Annotated in this window: 18 protein-coding genes and 1 tRNA gene; 10 read left to right on the top strand and 9 right to left on the bottom strand. The window is 33.4% G+C overall.

Annotated features, from left to right (window positions below):
- Positions 1-105: 105 nt before the first annotated feature.
- The 7 genes from ACE939_RS11535 to ACE939_RS11565 all read left to right on the top strand — a co-directional run bounded on the left by ACE939_RS11535 (position 106) and on the right by ACE939_RS11565 (position 6,303).
- Complete coding sequence (locus ACE939_RS11535; RefSeq protein WP_378185738.1) at positions 106-582, top strand: MarR family transcriptional regulator; 477 nt, start codon at positions 106-108, stop codon at positions 580-582.
- 149 nt (positions 583-731) lie between these two features.
- Positions 732-1,064 (top strand): GNAT family N-acetyltransferase, encoded by a 333-nt coding sequence (locus ACE939_RS11540; protein ID WP_378188442.1) that lies wholly within the window; start codon positions 732-734, stop codon positions 1,062-1,064.
- Positions 1,065-1,282: 218 nt separating this feature from the next.
- Positions 1,283-1,951 carry a hypothetical protein gene (locus ACE939_RS11545; protein ID WP_378185739.1) on the top strand — a complete coding sequence of 223 codons (669 nt, stop codon included), beginning with the start codon at positions 1,283-1,285 and terminating at the stop codon, positions 1,949-1,951.
- A 767-nt stretch (positions 1,952-2,718) separates the two neighbouring features.
- A complete protein-coding gene (locus ACE939_RS11550; protein ID WP_378185740.1) occupies positions 2,719-3,366 on the top strand; it encodes a sensor histidine kinase in 648 nt (215 codons plus the stop codon).
- A gap of 86 nt (positions 3,367-3,452) precedes the next feature.
- Positions 3,453-4,091, top strand: coding sequence for a response regulator (locus ACE939_RS11555; protein ID WP_378185742.1), 639 nt, complete (start codon positions 3,453-3,455; stop codon positions 4,089-4,091).
- Positions 4,092-4,243: 152 nt separating this feature from the next.
- Positions 4,244-5,701: an RNA polymerase factor sigma-54 gene (gene rpoN / locus ACE939_RS11560; RefSeq protein ID WP_378185743.1), complete on the top strand. Its 1,458-nt coding sequence runs from the start codon at positions 4,244-4,246 to the stop codon at positions 5,699-5,701.
- On the top strand, positions 5,701-6,303 hold the full coding sequence (locus tag ACE939_RS11565; protein WP_378185744.1) for a hypothetical protein: 603 nt from the start codon (positions 5,701-5,703) through the stop codon (positions 6,301-6,303). Before rpoN ends, ACE939_RS11565 begins: the two co-directional genes overlap by 1 nt.
- Here the strand turns inward: ACE939_RS11565 and ACE939_RS11570 are convergent.
- From ACE939_RS11570 to ACE939_RS11605, 8 genes are all read right to left on the bottom strand, one after another.
- Positions 6,298-6,960, bottom strand: coding sequence for a porin family protein (locus ACE939_RS11570; RefSeq protein WP_378185745.1), 663 nt, complete (start codon positions 6,958-6,960; stop codon positions 6,298-6,300). The two genes, ACE939_RS11565 and ACE939_RS11570, sit on opposite strands and share 6 nt — an antisense overlap.
- Positions 6,961-7,125: 165 nt before the next feature.
- Positions 7,126-7,608: an ExbD/TolR family protein gene (locus ACE939_RS11575; protein WP_378185746.1), complete on the bottom strand. Its 483-nt coding sequence runs from the start codon at positions 7,606-7,608 to the stop codon at positions 7,126-7,128.
- 25 nt (positions 7,609-7,633) lie between these two features.
- Complete coding sequence (locus ACE939_RS11580) at positions 7,634-8,242, bottom strand: ExbD/TolR family protein (protein WP_378185747.1); 609 nt, start codon at positions 8,240-8,242, stop codon at positions 7,634-7,636.
- Positions 8,243-8,247: 5 nt separating this feature from the next.
- Positions 8,248-8,721 (bottom strand): hypothetical protein, encoded by a 474-nt coding sequence (locus ACE939_RS11585; protein ID WP_378185748.1) that lies wholly within the window; start codon positions 8,719-8,721, stop codon positions 8,248-8,250.
- A 97-nt stretch (positions 8,722-8,818) separates the two neighbouring features.
- Positions 8,819-9,622, bottom strand: a complete 804-nt coding sequence (locus ACE939_RS11590; protein ID WP_378185749.1) for a MotA/TolQ/ExbB proton channel family protein — start codon at positions 9,620-9,622, stop codon at positions 8,819-8,821.
- An 82-nt stretch (positions 9,623-9,704) separates the two neighbouring features.
- Positions 9,705-9,792, bottom strand: a tRNA-Ser gene (locus tag ACE939_RS11595).
- Between the two features lie 67 nt (positions 9,793-9,859).
- The gene (locus ACE939_RS11600; protein WP_378185750.1) at positions 9,860-10,894 is read right to left on the bottom strand and encodes an asparaginase; all 1,035 of its coding nucleotides are present in this window, start codon (positions 10,892-10,894) and stop codon (positions 9,860-9,862) included.
- 45 nt (positions 10,895-10,939) lie between these two features.
- Positions 10,940-11,728: a TatD family hydrolase gene (locus ACE939_RS11605; protein WP_378185751.1), complete on the bottom strand. Its 789-nt coding sequence runs from the start codon at positions 11,726-11,728 to the stop codon at positions 10,940-10,942.
- A gap of 114 nt (positions 11,729-11,842) precedes the next feature.
- On the opposite strand from ACE939_RS11605, the gene ACE939_RS11610 reads away from it, so the two are divergent.
- Entirely contained in the window at positions 11,843-12,280 is a 438-nt protein-coding gene (locus ACE939_RS11610; RefSeq protein ID WP_378185752.1) for a retropepsin-like aspartic protease, read from the top strand.
- 5 nt (positions 12,281-12,285) lie between these two features.
- Here ACE939_RS11610 and ACE939_RS11615 read toward each other — a convergent pair whose 3' ends face one another.
- Positions 12,286-13,539 carry an ABC transporter permease gene (locus ACE939_RS11615; protein WP_378185753.1) on the bottom strand — a complete coding sequence of 418 codons (1,254 nt, stop codon included), beginning with the start codon at positions 13,537-13,539 and terminating at the stop codon, positions 12,286-12,288.
- Between the two features lie 151 nt (positions 13,540-13,690).
- On the opposite strand from ACE939_RS11615, the gene purH reads away from it, so the two are divergent.
- Both purH and ACE939_RS11625 read left to right on the top strand, forming a co-directional pair.
- Positions 13,691-15,223, top strand: coding sequence for a bifunctional phosphoribosylaminoimidazolecarboxamide formyltransferase/IMP cyclohydrolase (gene purH, locus ACE939_RS11620; RefSeq protein WP_378185754.1), 1,533 nt, complete (start codon positions 13,691-13,693; stop codon positions 15,221-15,223).
- 44 nt (positions 15,224-15,267) lie between these two features.
- Positions 15,268-16,296 (top strand): rod shape-determining protein, encoded by a 1,029-nt coding sequence (locus tag ACE939_RS11625; protein WP_378185755.1) that lies wholly within the window; start codon positions 15,268-15,270, stop codon positions 16,294-16,296.
- Positions 16,297-16,362 lie beyond the last annotated feature (66 nt).

Here is a 16,362-nt window from a genome sequence, read left to right on the forward strand (position 1 = left end):
TAGTTAATTTATATTCTATTTTCTAATTATTCAATCTGTTACAGAATATTATTTTGGTCATAAAACAATATCTATATATTTGCATAAGCACTTATATAAACACTTATGCATGATGAACTTCAACATATTGGTGAACTCGCTCTAGGATCAAGACTGAAACGATTGAGTGACACTATGATGAGAGAAACTAGAGAAATCTATGGTGCTTGCAATGTAGATTTTGATCCGTATTTATTTCCTATCTTCAAAATAATAGCAGAAGATCAAATTGCCACCACTACAACATTACAAACAAAACTCAAATATACGCAACCAGCCATTACTCAAGCGTTAAATAAACTAACGTATAAGGATCTAGTGAATTTTACTATTGACAAGCAGGATAAGCGAAAGAAAAACTTTTGTTTGAGCGTAAAAGGAAAAGAGCTGCACCTCAAAATGATTCCAATATGGAACGCTATTGACAAACAATTAAAATGGTTGACACAAGGAAGTGCGACCAATTTATTACATCATATTACACATATTGAGAACCAGTTAAATGAAAAATCACTTAGTAAACGTGTACTAGAAAATTTATAAGTTTTATGGCCAAAAATCAAAACACCATCAACATCATACCGTTCAACTCACAATATGCTGCTGATTTCGCCAAACTAAATCTTGAATGGTTAGAATAATACTTTGTTGTTGAACCGCATGACAAAGATTTATTAGAAAATTGTGAAAGCATAATTATTAATAAAGGAGGGTTTATATTTTTCGCAAAAATCGATGATCAAATTGTTGGAACCTTTGCCTTAATCAAAATGTGTAACAAGGTATACGAACTAGGAAAGATGGCAGTCTCTCCGAATTTTAGAGGACAGCAAATTGGACAACAGTTGATGATGCATTGTTTAATTTTTGCCAAAGAAAAAGGTTGGAATAAACTAACATTGTATTTTAGTACAAAATTGAAAAATGCATTACATATTTATAAGAAATTCGGGTTTAATGAAATTCCTTTAGAAAACAATACTCCTTACCTACGCAGTGATATAAAGATGGAACTTATTTTATAGTATTTCAAAAAATTACTTGATACAAAAAAACGTTTTAGGTGGATTTTTAAGAGAATTAATCCAACCATTTCACATTTTCTGATAAAATGTTTCACCTAGCAAGCTATCCTAAAATAGGATGATAAAACATTCAGCTACGAACTATTTGCCCTTTAAACTTTTTATTATGGTTTAAGAGTAGTACATTTATTTGACATAATCAACTTAAAATCAATAAAATGAAACTACCTCACCTAATTGGATATCCTGTTGTAATTGTTATAACGGCTATTCTTGTCTTTTTCATAAGTCAAAGTAAATGTAATAAACCTAAGTTATACGAACCTGATGGACCTCCACAAGAGCTGATATCCTTCAACGAAATTATTGATCTCTATGATAACTATCACGGTATTGATTCGTTAATACAGAAATATACTCGACAAAAGTCATCAGACCCATCATTTGTAGCATCTAAAGCTGTAACATTTGATTATCAAGAATTAAAAAACTACTTAGCATTTATAGAAAAAAATTCAGTAAAAGCTAATATAAAAATTTCTAGCTTACGTTTTTACTTCGGAAAATATCAGAACATGAAAGATAAAACCAAGGCTAATAGGCAAACTCTTTTTTATAATCCAACTACTATCTTTAATGTGAATGGAAAAGATGTAGAACTCTCTTACGCTATTGAAAGTAATAGCAAAGGAACTAGAGTCATACCGCTATCTAAAATATTGGACTCTGTAAAAAAAGTGAAAGGGATAGATATAACTACAAAACAGACTACAAGCGAAGCTTCTTTACTACCACTATCTTCTATAATTAGTGCAACAGCAAATGTAGTAGAATCTCAAGCAGGAAATCGAGGACAAGTAACACCTCCCCCATCTGATTTACAATAAGCTATAATTAAAATTTACATGGACTCCAACTTTGCCATAGTTTCGTTTTTGAGAGATACCTCAACCGTTCTAGAAATGTTGTCCTCAATTTTTGGAACTATTTATTTTAAGAAGTTCTCTAGATCTAAGCTTAGCCACTTTCTAGCATTTATATGGATCGTTTTTTTTGTTGAATGCTTAGCATATGTGCTAAGGGAATTTTGTGATATTACTAACAATAGTATACTTTTCAATATATTTTCTGGCCTTAGTTTTATTTATCTCTTCTATCTTTATTGGTCAATCATAAAAAATAAAGCAAAGAAAAATTTAATTCTTTTATTTTATTATTTATATATGGTTGCTTTTATATTAGAGAGTTTTTATGGTAATTTTAGTAGTGAACTGCAGGTTACATCTTATATTACAGGAGCAATTTTATTAATTCTTGCGATTATACTTTACTTTATTGAAATACTGTCGACAGAAAAAGTGCTTCATGCTAAAAAAAATCTTTTAGTTTGGGTCAGTATAGGGTATCTTTTATTTTTTGCAGGAAGTATTCCTTTTACTATAACATTTCACTATTATGCAAGTATGAGAGGCTTTAGCATTTTGTTTAGTATAAATTATAGTTTAATTATTATTTTAAACACTTGTTTCATTATTGGTTTCATATGGAGCAACAAGAATCAGTTATACTAATAGCTAGTGGTATACTTGTTATGTTAATCATAATAATTATATTTCTATTTCTAATTTTTCAAAAAAGAAAAAACAGTTTGCTATTGCAACAACAAAAAGCCGCCAAAAAGTTTGAAACCGCCTTAGCACAAACACAAATTGAAATACGCGAAGAAACATTACGTAATATAAGCTGGGAGCTCCATGATAATATTGGACAATTATTAACTTTAGCCAAAATACAAGTTAATGTCGCTCAAGAAAACCCAGAGAAATTGCCAGAGGTTACCAAAACTATTACAAAAAGTCTTGTAGAACTAAGAGCTCTATCAAAATCTATTAATCCTGATGCCATTAAACAATTATCTCTAACCCAAGCCGTCCAGTTAGAGATTAAACGTTTTAATCGTTTACAGTTTATTAATGCAGTGATGACTAGTACTCCAGAAACTGGAAATATAGACCCCAAAGTAGAAATAATTATCTTTAGAATCCTACAAGAATTTTTTTCTAATACAATAAAACACTCCAAAGCTTCCAACTTGATAGTAGATGTTATTTTTGATAAAGAAAAGCTAGTAATCAACGCTTCAGACGATGGTGTTGGATTTGACAATCATAAGCACACCACAGATCAGGGAATTGGACTTGGCAATATAAAAAGTAGAGGTAGATTAATTGATGCCACTATTCAACTCAATTCGAAAGTTGGTAAAGGCACTGTTTTAAAACTAGAATATTACTATAAATAACTCAAAAGACACTTATAAAAATACCCCCATAATCAAAATGTTTACCTACCTTAAAATATTGTTCATTAAAATACAATTGCGTAATTATGAATTATTCTGTAGTCATCGTCGAAGATCATATACTACTATCGCAAGCTTTAGCTGGCTTGGTAGAAAGTTTTACAAGATTTAATGTTTTATATATCTGTAAACATGGTAAAGAATTAATCACACGTTTAAAAGATCCAAAAAACATTCCAGATATTGTCCTCATGGACATAAACATGCCAATAATGACTGGTATCGAAACCACTCAATATCTAAAAGAAAATCATTCAAAAATAAAAGTTCTAGCGCTCTCTGTTGAAGAGGACGAGATTACTATCCTTAAAATGTTAAAAGCTGGTGCAAAGGGATATTTATTAAAAGATACCGAAAAAAGCATTCTAGAAAACGCTTTAATCGAAGTACAAGAAACAGGCTTTTATCACACCAAAAATGTGACCAACCTTCTTCTCGAATCGTTACAACCCAAAACAGATAAACAAACCAGACTAAAACCGAGAGAAATTGAATTTATCAAACAGGCCTGTACCGAACAAACCTATAAAGAAATTGCAAGCACCATGTGTTTAAGTCCTAAAACAATTGAAGGGTATAGAGATTCTATTTTTGAAAAATTACACCTAAAAAACAGGACCGGACTTGTTATTTACGCTATAAAAAACAAAATTTTTATTCCGTAATGACCATAATAAAACAAAAAACTTTACTTTACAGAGATAAAATCTCAAATACATAGAACATTCTTATTAACAACAATTTATGACAACATAAACATAGAAGATCTTTAAATTGGGGGGTTTTACTTATTTTTGTATTTGAAGAAAATTACTTTATGCTTAAACAACAATTAAATTTTAAATTATCTCAAAAACTATCTCCGCAGCAGATTCAGTTGATGAAGCTAATTCAACTCCCTACGCAAGCTTTTGAACAAAGGCTGAAGCAGGAGATGGAAGAAAACCCTGCATTAGATAGTGGTAAAGACACAGTTGATGAGTATGAAGACTCTTATGAGGCATCAAATGCGGATGATGATTATGGCAACGAAACTATCGAAACAGACATTAATGTTGATGAATATTTGAGTGATGATGAAATTCCTAGTTATCGCTTGAGTTCAAATAATTACAGTGCAGATGACGAAGAGAAAAATGTGCCATATGCTTCTGGCACTACGTTTAATCAATATTTAAAAACGCAGTTAAATACATATCGTCTTACCGAGGAAGAAAAGCAAATAGCAGAATTTTTGGTCGGTAGCATTGACGAAAGTGGTTACATTAGACGGGCGATCGCAGATATTCTGGATGATTTAGCTTTTACTCAAAATATTTACACTACAGAAAAAAAAATAGAAGAAATACTTCATATCGTTCAACAACTCGATCCTGCAGGAGTAGGAGCTAGAAGTCTGCAAGAATGTTTAATACTACAATTAGAAAGAAAAGATTTAACTATTCCAATTAAGCTAGCTCTCAATATTTTAAGAAAATCTTTTGATCACTTTAGCAAAAAACATTACGACAAACTAATTGCAAAATTTGATGTAACAGAGGAGCAATTAAAAGAAGCTATTGAAGAAATTGAGCATCTCAATCCTAAACCAGGAGGAGCATATTCTGGAAATAATCGTATGGTAGAACACGTAGTTCCTGATTTTACTATTAAAATAGTTGATGGTGAACTAGAACTCTCCTTAAATGGTCGTAATGCTCCAGAATTACATGTCTCTAGAGAATACAACAATATGCTTCAGGGATATAAAGCAAGTAAAGAAAAATCAAAATCGCAGAAGGATGCCGTTATGTTTATTAAGCAAAAACTTGACTCTGCAAAATGGTTTATTGATGCTGTTAAACAAAGACAGCAAACCTTGTATGTGACGATGAGTGCTATTATGCAATATCAAAAAGAGTTTTTCCTAAGTGGCGATGAGCGTAACTTAAAGCCTATGATTCTTAAAGATATAGCAGACGAAATTGGAATGGACGTAAGTACAGTATCGCGCGTGGCCAATAGTAAATATGTTGACACCCCCTATGGAACAAAATTGATAAAACAATATTTTTCTGAGTCCATGACAAACGATCAAGGAGAAGAAGTATCAACTAGAGAAATAAAAAAAATACTAGAAATTACTTTGGGTGAAGAAGACAAGCGTAAACCACTAACAGATGAAAAACTTGCTCAAATACTTAAAGAAAAAGGGTATCCAATAGCGAGAAGAACAGTTGCCAAATATAGAGAACAACTTGATATCCCCGTAGCAAGATTACGTAAAAAGATTTAATGACTTTTTTTAAAATTATATCCTATCTATTTCACCCCATATTAATGCCACTATCAGGCACTGTTTGTTATTTTTTAACCGCTCCACGATTTTTATCAGAAGATATCATTCAATCAAAATTATATGGTCTCTTTATCCTCACGGTACTTATTCCTATTATTTGCTATTTTTTACTTAAAACAATTGGAGCCATTTCATCTATACATTTAGAGGTTACTTCACAACGAAAAATTCCGCTTATAATACAATCTCTATTATTTTTAGTGGTTCTTAGAACTATTGTTGATAGCTATAACTATCCAGAACTATATTTCTTTTTTGTAGGCGCTCTATTCTCATCACTAACAGCTTTTTTTATGGCTATATTTAATGTAAAAGTAAGCTTACACATGATAGGGGTAGCGACTGTAACCATATTCCTAATAATTTTAAGCATTCACTTTGGAGTTAACTTGACTAATAGCATTTCAATAGCAATTTTAATCACTGGACTTGTAGCTACCGCAAGACTTTTTTTAAAAGCACATAATCCACTTGAATTAACCCTCGGCATTTTTATAGGTGTACTTCCTCAAATAATTCTAGTTAATTTTTGGCTATAAAATATAGAACATAAGACCTATTTTAGCTATTTGAATACCTATAGGTGTCTCCCCTATAGCTGCGTTTTCATTTAATAAACTATTAAGACTGTAATAAAAATGAAAATTAAAAGTGTTCCACCCAAATGTAAAAGTAGCACCTGCTCTAAACCTGTTAAGTTCGTCAAGCTTAGTTTGATTTACAGTATTATTAGTTTGCTGAAAATTTGAATGGAAATAAAAGAGATATCCCAATCGCATACCAACATATACTCTATAAAACTTATGCGAATTTGCAGTAGAGGTACGCCATCTAAGTTCTAACGGACTTTCTACTAAATGGGTAGTAAATCTATTGGAGTCGTAAGACACATCATCTAACGAAGCAAAAATCGTCTTTTCACTATCTTCTTCTTCTCCAATAAATAAATTTTGACTAAAAGAATTAACCGAATAGCCAGCGCCTAGCCCAATTGCCAAATTGCGTTGCTTATTAATTGGCATATCCCGAATAAAACCTAAGTGTAAACCTCCCGAAAACCCAGATTGACTAATACCACTAGGTCTATTAAAAAGTAGATTAAAGGTAAAACCTACATAAAACTGATCTTCTCTATACAAAGAATCCACGGATTGTTCCTTCCTTTCAACTTCATCAACAAGGTCTTGACCTATCATAATAAAAATTGAAGCAAACCAAATAAAAAAACAAATAGTGTGGTTTCTCATACTTACGAAGATAATTTGTTTCCTTTATATTTAAAAAATAAACGACGAGTAAAAGGAATAAAAAAAATCCTGTTTTACGAATAAAACAGGATTTATATTTTTGATAAGACATCTTTACTTGAGATTATCCATTGCCGAACCAGTTCTGGTCGTATAATTAATCTTCAATGCTTGAACTTCTCTTAGTTCTTTTTTGATATCACCAACGAGACCCATGTTGGTATCGCCATCTACCTTAAGTGCTGTTGTCAAAAAAGGAATAAGTTCCTCTCTTTTTGCCGCTCTTTCTGCCAGAATAAAAGGTTTAATATCTCTTACCTCTGCAAATTTATCGTTCAATTGAATTTTGGCCTGTGTTCCTGCGGTAGCTTTATATCTTGAGCTGGGTTTACCAGCATAAATATACATTACCAAATCTTTCTTATCAAGTTTTTCTACCTGATCTGCAGATGGTAATCTATTTTCAATCAATAATGTGTTCTCACGCATTGTTGTTGCTACCATAAAGAAGAACAATAACATAAATACAATATCTGGTAAGGATGCTGTAGAAATAGCAGGCAATTCACCGCTTTTTTTCTTTTTAAACTTAGACATAGTTGTTTATTTTTATGTTATTCAATTATTTCTTTGGTTCAGCCTCAGACAATTTTTCAGGATACAATAGTTGTATCGCTTTAATTTGCTCTTTGAGTTTTTCCTTAGATCCAGAATAATTTACATCTTTCAATTCTTTCTCCATTTGGGTAAAAGATTTGTTATATCGACGTAATGCTTCTCTATCTCTTAACTCAGTATAAGCCGCAACCAACTCGTTTTGAACAGCTATATATGCCGCATATTGAGTTTCGCGATTATTTCTAAGAGAAATCACTGCCTTATCTGGATTATCAGATGATCTTGGGTCTTTATCTCCTCTACAGTAACTACAGGCATCTTGTCCTGTACCACCACCATTGTCAAGAAACTTAACGGCCGCTTTACGCAAATCCTTAAGTTCCATTGGAGATTCTTCTACCAATAAATCATTATTCTTGTTCAACTCAACAACAAAAATGTTTTTCTCCTTTAAAATAGGAGGAACTACATCTTCCAATTGTGGAGGCGGGAGTTTTCGACTAATACCACTATCTGTTTCGATAGTTGTAGTAACCAAAAAGAATATAAGAAGTAAAAATGCAATGTCAGCCATTGATCCCGCATTTACCTCTGGTGCTGCTCTTTTTGCCATAATTTTTATTTACCTATTAATTTCTTCAATCCCGAAACTACCATTAAACCTACAGCAATTACTGCCAAAAAGTAGAATGCGTATAATCCCGTTCCAACCCATTTAGATCCACTTTCAGAGAGAACTTCTCCATCTTTTAAGGGTGTTTCAACTCCTTCAGATAAAACAAACCCGACACCAATTATAACAATAAAAGCTACAATTCCTATTGCCGTATTTTTAAGACCTGCTGGGTTTTTAGCTAAAGCGGTTAGTACTGCTACAAGTGTAGCAATAATAGCTATGATAAAGATAACCAACGTCAAACCATACAATGGATTTACTGCCGCACCGGATACTTCTAAAGGCAACTCTCGAGCCTCAGAAACACCATTATCATTCATTAAGCTATCAATCGTGCTGTTCATTAGAAACCAAAGGATAATACCCACGGCGCCTATCGCTAGAACAGCATATGATAAAATTTTTGAAATTTTCATTTGACTATTTTTTTAATGGGACACTTGGAGTGCCCCTTGATTCTATGAATAAGCTATTCTCCTTAAGAAACAATATTATTTCTAAAAAAGTAAGTGCTTATCTTTTATTCTTATAAGCAACCAACATATCGATCAAAGTAATCGAAGCATCTTCCATATCATTAACGATACTATCGATTTTTGCTACGATATAATTATAAAAGATCTGTAGTATAATTGCAACGATAAGACCAAATACTGTAGTCAAAAGTGCTACTTTAATACCACCCGCTACAAGAGAAGGTTGCATATCACCAGCTGCTTCAATTTTATCAAATGCTTGAATCATCCCGATTACCGTACCCATGAAACCAAGCATTGGTGCAAGTGCGATAAATAAAGACACCCAAGATACATTCTTTTCTAATTGTCCCATTTGAACGCCTCCGTAAGCAACAACTGCTTTCTCAGCTGCATCTACGCTTTCATCTGCTCTATCCAGACCTTGGTAATAGATTGATGCTACAGGACCTTTTGTGTTTCTACAAACTTCTTTCGCAGCTTCTACACCACCGCTTTGTAATGCGTCCTCAACATTTTGTTGAAGTTTTTTAGTGTTTGTAGTAGAAAGATTTAAAAAGATAATTCTTTCAATTGCAATGGCAAGTCCAAGAATTAAACATAATAATACAATCCCCATAAACTCAGGTCCACCTTCAATAAAACGTTTTTTTAATTCCTGGTGGAAGGATAATTCTTCGGAAGTGTCTTCTACCACTTCATCTTGTACTGTTGCAGTAGCTATAGGAGCAATAAATAATTGCACGTTTGACGTTAATAACTGAGCAGGAACAGTAGCCGCTTTTACATTAGCAAAACACATTACTGTAGCGATTGCCAGAATAGAGAATAATCTTTTCATTGCGCTGATTCTTAATTTTAATTAGTTAAAGGGTTAAAGATAAAAAAATAATATAAATTCTATTAAAATTTTGATAATAATGCAGAGAGGAAGGGATTCGAACCCTCGATACGCTTGTGACGTATACACACTTTCCAGGCGTGCGCCTTCGACCACTCGGCCACCTCTCTATGAAATTTTTCCCAAAATTTGGTTGGCAAATAACAAAAAAAAAGTAAGCTGATAAAATTTGAGGCGTTAATTTTCTGACATTTCACCACGCAAAGAAGTTTCAAATATGGTTTTAAGGACTTTAGGTGGAAGCTCCTCTCCTAATAAATACATCAATTTTGCTATTGCAGCCTCTGTTGTGCAATCATTTCCCGAGATAACCCCCGCTTTTTTGAGTGCTACACTGGTACTATATTTACCCATTTCGACAGATCCGCCTGCACACTGCGTAATATTTACTACAGGAACACCTCTTGCAATGGTCTCCTTTAGCAAATCAATAAACCATTTTTGCGTGGTTGTATTTCCTGCTCCGTAGGTTTCCAAAACGATTCCTTTTAATGTTTTGGTCCTTAAAATCTCACTCAAAATCGAAGCTTTTATACCAGGAAACATCTTAATTATTAAAACATCATTATTAAAATGTGTATGATACTGTAATTTTTTACGACGATTTACTTTATTAAGAGCTGCATAATTAATCTTTAAATGAACTCCTGACTCTACCAATGGAGGATAATTATACGATTTAAACGCTTCAAAATGCTCTGCATTAATTTTTGTGGTCCTGTTTGCTCTTAGTAATTTATACTCAAAATAAAGGCCTACCTCACCAATTACAGGTTTTGATTTTTCTTGTAATGCTGCGATTTGAACTGCTGTAATTAAATTTTCTTTAGCGTCTGTACGCAAATCACCAATAGGCAACTGAGAACCTGTAAAGATGATTGGCTTTGCAAGATTCTCAAACATAAAACTAATTGCCGAGGCAGTATAAGACATTGTATCACTACCATGCAACACCACAAATCCATCATAACGCTCGTAATTCTTGTAGATCATATCGCCTAAAACCTTCCATTGATCCACATCCATATCAGAAGAGTCGATTGGCTCATTGAAACTTACAGTTTCTATTTTACAAGTTAACTGTTTGAGCTCTGGTATTTTTGATAAAAGTTCATCAAAATTAAAGGACACCAATGCCCCTGTTTCAAAATCTTTTATCATACCTATAGTTCCTCCTGTATAAATAAGAAGTATTGAGGGCGGTGTTGTCATATTTGTTCTGGGTATTATCTAATGGGTGAATTGCAGTCTACAAAACTATATACCGAAGACTTCTTTGGAATTCAATGTAGTTTGGTTCGCTATTTCCTCTAGCGATAGCTTATAAATATCTGACAAGCAATCTGCTACCTCTACTATATAAGAACTCTCATTACGTTTTCCTCGATAAGGAACTGGTGCCAAATACGGTGCGTCTGTCTCCAAAACAATATGTTTTAGTTCGATTTGATCTAAAAACTTATTAATTTTTCCGTTTTTAAAAGTTACCACACCCCCAATTCCTAGTTTTAGATTTAGAGCGATAGCCTGTTCGGCTTGTGCTAAGGTCCCTGTAAAACAATGAAAAATTCCCCTTAAATCATGCGATTTTTCTTCTTCTAGAATCTCAAAAACTTCATTAAAAGCATCTCTACAATGAATTACTATAGGTAGATCAAATTGCTTAGCCATTTTTATCTGAGCTCTAAAAGCTTCTTGTTGTTGTTTTAGAAATGTAGTATCCCAGTATAAATCAATGCCTATTTCACCTACAGCATAATATGTAGCTTTTTCATTGCTTTTATCATGAGTAATCAAAGCATTCTTTACGTGCGCTAGCTCATCTAAGAAATTTTCTTTTACATAAGTTGGATGAAGTCCTGCCATTAAAAAAACATTTCCTGGAAAACTTCTTTCTACCTCCAACATTGCCTTGGTATAAGTAGAATCGATAGCTGGTACAAAGAACCGCTGTACGCCTTTATCTATAGCACGTTGCATCATAACGTTTCGATCTTCCTCAAACGATTCGCTGTAAATATGAGTATGTGTATCTGTTAAAATCATGATGTAAAATTAAATAATTTACCTTCGAGAGCAGTCCATTTAATTCAAATTTTATTGAAAAGAATTTAATCCGTAAGTAATAATCTTATTTTTACCTAAACTATTCTATAATTCATGACGACCTTAAGAAAATTCTTAACAAACCAAGGCTATAAGAAAATTAAACTAACACTCACCAAAACCAATCATTTTGAAGCATCAGCTATTTTAAACACTGTACAAGGAAACTTTATAATCGATACTGGGGCATCCAACTCATGTGTTGGTTTTGAAGCCTCTAAAAAGTTTGGTTTATGCATCCAGGAAAGCGAAATTAAAGCTTCTGGAGCTGGAGCTACTGACATGTTTACGCAATTATCAAAAAATAACTCCTTGGATCTGGGAAAATGGAGTTTCAAAAAAGTATCTCTCGTTCTTTTTGACTTATCACATGTAAACCAAGCGCTAACAGCGCATAATGCGGCTCCTGTAGATGGTATTATAGGTGCTGATGTATTAAAAAAAGGAAAAGCTATTATTGATTACGCTAACAAAGCAATGTATTTAAAGTAAGAAATTTACATTCCTGTCCTAATAGCTTCAACAGGATCTAAGCGCGAAGCTGAAATCGCAGGCAAAATTCCTGAAATTAAACCAATAATTGATGAAACAAGAGTACCCAAAGCAATGTTCCAAGGAGAGAGGATAAATTCAAAATCTCCAGTAAATTGAGAAGCAGCCACCGAAATAAGATAGACAAGAAATAATCCAATCAATCCTCCTATTAACGAAAGGATAACAGCCTCAAACAAAAACTGAAACAAAATAAATTTGTTTTTGGCTCCTAAGGACTTTTGTATTCCTATAAGGTTTGTTCGCTCCTTCACACTTACAAACATAATATTTGCAATTCCAAATCCACCTACTAGAAGAGAAAAACCGCTTATCATCAAGCCAATAATATTCATCTGTCCAGTAATATTATCTATAAAATCTGTAAATCCCTGCAATTGATTGACAAAAAAATTATCGGTCTCATTAGTTTTAATCCCGCGGTATGTGCGTAATCGCTGTGTTACATTCGCTACAAACTCTGCCATTTCAACATCTGGTACTGGTTTAATTATTATAGCTGGAAAAGTAAATTTATTATTATCCCCATAGATTCGTCTCACCATATTAACTGGAACAATAACAGCTGTATCCTTCGAATTACCAAATAAACCTACCCCTTCTTTCTTAAGTACCCCGATAACAGTAAATTTTCTTCCGTAAAGGCGCACCTTCTTCCCTATTGGATCTGCATCTCCAAATAATTGATTGGCAACCTCATCTCCTACAACAATAACAGGAGATCCAGCGATGGATTCCTGCTCATTATAAAAACGACCATTCACAACTTGTAACTCTTCAATATTATAATAATCATAGGATACGGGAACCACCTCAACATTGCTTATACTATTCTCTTGAAATTTTAGTGTCTCTGAGCCAACATTTAAAATAAAACTAGCAGCTTTTAAATCAGGAAGATTCCGATTTAAGTATTGATACTCTTCATAAGTCACATCAGGAAACTGTTCTCTTTTCCACTGTGGCACAGAAGAGGGTCCAAACGAAAAACGCATGACATATATAGTGCTATTATCCAAAGAACTTATAGAACCTTTAATTTCTTTTTCTAAAGAATCTACAGCCGCCAACACACCGATAATTGAAAAAATTCCTATAGTAACACCCAAAAGCGAAAGAAAAGTACGCAACTTATTGTTTTTGAGAGCATTTACTGCAAAATTAAAACTCTCCTTTAAAATCCTTAAATAAATTAGCATAAGTAACGTTTAACTAGCAAATTATTGATTTCTGGTTATAGGACGTTGAAGATAAAGTTTTGTTACAAACTCTACAAACAAATCCCTCTATGGGATTGTTAATATGAGAAGTAAATTGCTATTTTTGCGTTTTTACTAACTAATTGTACTCATGAGCAACACAACACTTGCAAAATCAGCTTTAATTTCTGTCTTTAATAAAGATGGTTTGGCACCAATTGTTACAAAATTAAACGAACTTGGTGTAACACTTTACTCTACTGGAGGAACCGAAAAATTTATACGAGATTTAGGAATTTCTGTAGTCCCTGTAGAGGATGTAACCTCCTATCCATCAATTTTGGGAGGCAGAGTTAAAACATTGCATCCAAAAGTTTTTGGTGGCATTTTAAATCGTCAAGATAACAGTAGTGATGTTGCAGAATTAGAACATTATGAGATTCCGCAAATTGATATTGTGATTGTTGATTTATATCCATTTGAAAAAACAGTAGCATCGGGTGCCTCTCAAGAAGATATCATTGAGAAAATTGATATTGGAGGTATTTCTTTAATTAGAGCAGCTGCCAAAAATTTTAAAGATGTTACTTGTATTTCTTCTATGAATGAATATCATGAATTTTTAGAAATACTTAATCGTGGTGAAGGACATATTACACTTAATGAACGTAAATATTTTGCTACTAAAGCATTTAATATTTCTTCTCATTACGATACTGCTATATTTAATTACTTTAACACTGCCGAAGAAATTAATTCTCTAAAATTAAGTGAGACTACAGGAAAAACTCTTCGTTATGGAGAAAACCCTCATCAAAGAGGTACCTTCTTTGGTGATTTTGATGCGATGTTTGAACAGCTTCATGGCAAAGAACTTTCCTACAACAATCTGCTGGATGTTGATGCTGCTGTTAACTTAATGAACGAATTTAAGGGTGAGGCGCCAACGTTTGCAATATTAAAACATAATAACGCTTGTGGTTTAGCTCAACGTGACACAGTACATCAAGCCTACGTAGATGCTTTAGCCGGAGACCCAGTATCAGCATTTGGAGGTGTCTTAATTTCAAATACCGAAATAGATCGTACTACAGCAGAAGAGATCCATAGTTTATTCTGCGAAGTTGTTATTGCACCTTCATTCAATAAAGATGCAATAACAATCTTACAAGGAAAGAAAAATAGGATTTTATTAGTACAGAAAGATATTGAATTACCCACTCAACAAGTACGAACATGTCTTAATGGTACCTTATTACAGGATAAAGATTTAAAAACCGATACTGTTGAAGATTTAAAAACTGCTACCAAGATAACACCAACCGCGAATCAAACAGATGACCTATTATTTGCCTCTAAAATTTGTAAGCACACAAAATCTAATACCATAGTTTTTAGTAAAAATAAGCAGCTACTCGCTAGTGGTACTGGTCAAACATCACGTGTAGATGCTCTTAAACAAGCTATCGAGAAAGCCAAGGCTTTTAATTTTGATCTCAATGGCTCTGTAATGGCAAGTGATGCGTTCTTTCCGTTTCCAGATTGTGTTGAAATTGCAGACCATTCGGGAATCAAGGCAATCATCCAACCAGGAGGTTCTATCAAAGATCAATTAAGTATTGATTACTGTGATCAAAACGGAATCGCAATGGTTATGACAGGAACTCGTCATTTTAAACATTAATTTTAGTACATTTACTCCAGTTCTAACCCTTTTTAATACAGTATATGGGATTTTTTGACTTCTTCACCGAAGAAATAGCTATAGATTTAGGTACTGCAAACACCCTTATCATCCACAATGATAAAGTTGTTGTAGACAGTCCATCCATAGTAGCTCGCGATATTATGTCAGGCAAAATTATTGCCGCTGGAAAGCAGGCTGCAATGATGCAAGGTAAAACCCACGAAAATATAAAAACTATTCGTCCATTAAAAGACGGTGTAATAGCTGATTTTGATGCTAGTGAAAAAATGATAAGTATGTTTATCAGGGACATTCCAGCATTGAAGAAAAAACTGTTTACTCCTGCTTTACGATTAGTTATCTGTATACCATCTGGTATTACCGAAGTAGAAATGCGTGCGGTAAAAGAAAGTGCAGAACGTGTTAACGGTAAAGAAGTCTATTTAATTCACGAACCTATGGCAGCTGCTATTGGAATCGGTGTGGATATCATGCAACCCAAAGGTAATATGATTGTTGATATTGGTGGCGGTACTACTGAAATTGCTGTTATTGCCCTCGGAGGAATAGTATGTGATAAATCTGTAAAAATTGCAGGTGATGTCTTTACTAATGATATTATTTATTATATGAGAACGCAACACAACCTCTATGTGGGAGAGCGCACCGCCGAGAAAATTAAAATTCAAATCGGTGCAGCTACAGAAGATCTTGAAATACCACCAGAAGAAATGAATGTACAGGGTAGAGATTTACTTACTGGTAAGCCAAAACAAGTACAGATATCCTACAGGGAAATTGCAAAAGCATTAGATAAGTCTATTTTAAGAATAGAAGATGCTGTGATGGAAACCCTCTCGCAAACACCTCCAGAGTTAGCTGCAGATATATACAATACTGGAATTTATCTAGCTGGTGGAGGCTCCATGCTACGGGGATTAGATAAACGATTGTCCCAAAAAACGGATCTCCCTGTGTATATTGCCGAAGATCCTTTGAGAGCCGTAGTACGCGGAACAGGAATAGCGCTCAAAAATTTAATTAAATATAAAAGTGTTTTAATAAAATAAAAAAGTTTAAACATACCATAATACAAATTCTGTCGTTATCCTGCTTTCCTTTGCAGGATAACGCTT

It is taken from the genome of Aquimarina rhodophyticola (assembly GCF_042434915.1).
In the GTDB taxonomy this organism is placed as follows: domain Bacteria; phylum Bacteroidota; class Bacteroidia; order Flavobacteriales; family Flavobacteriaceae; genus Aquimarina.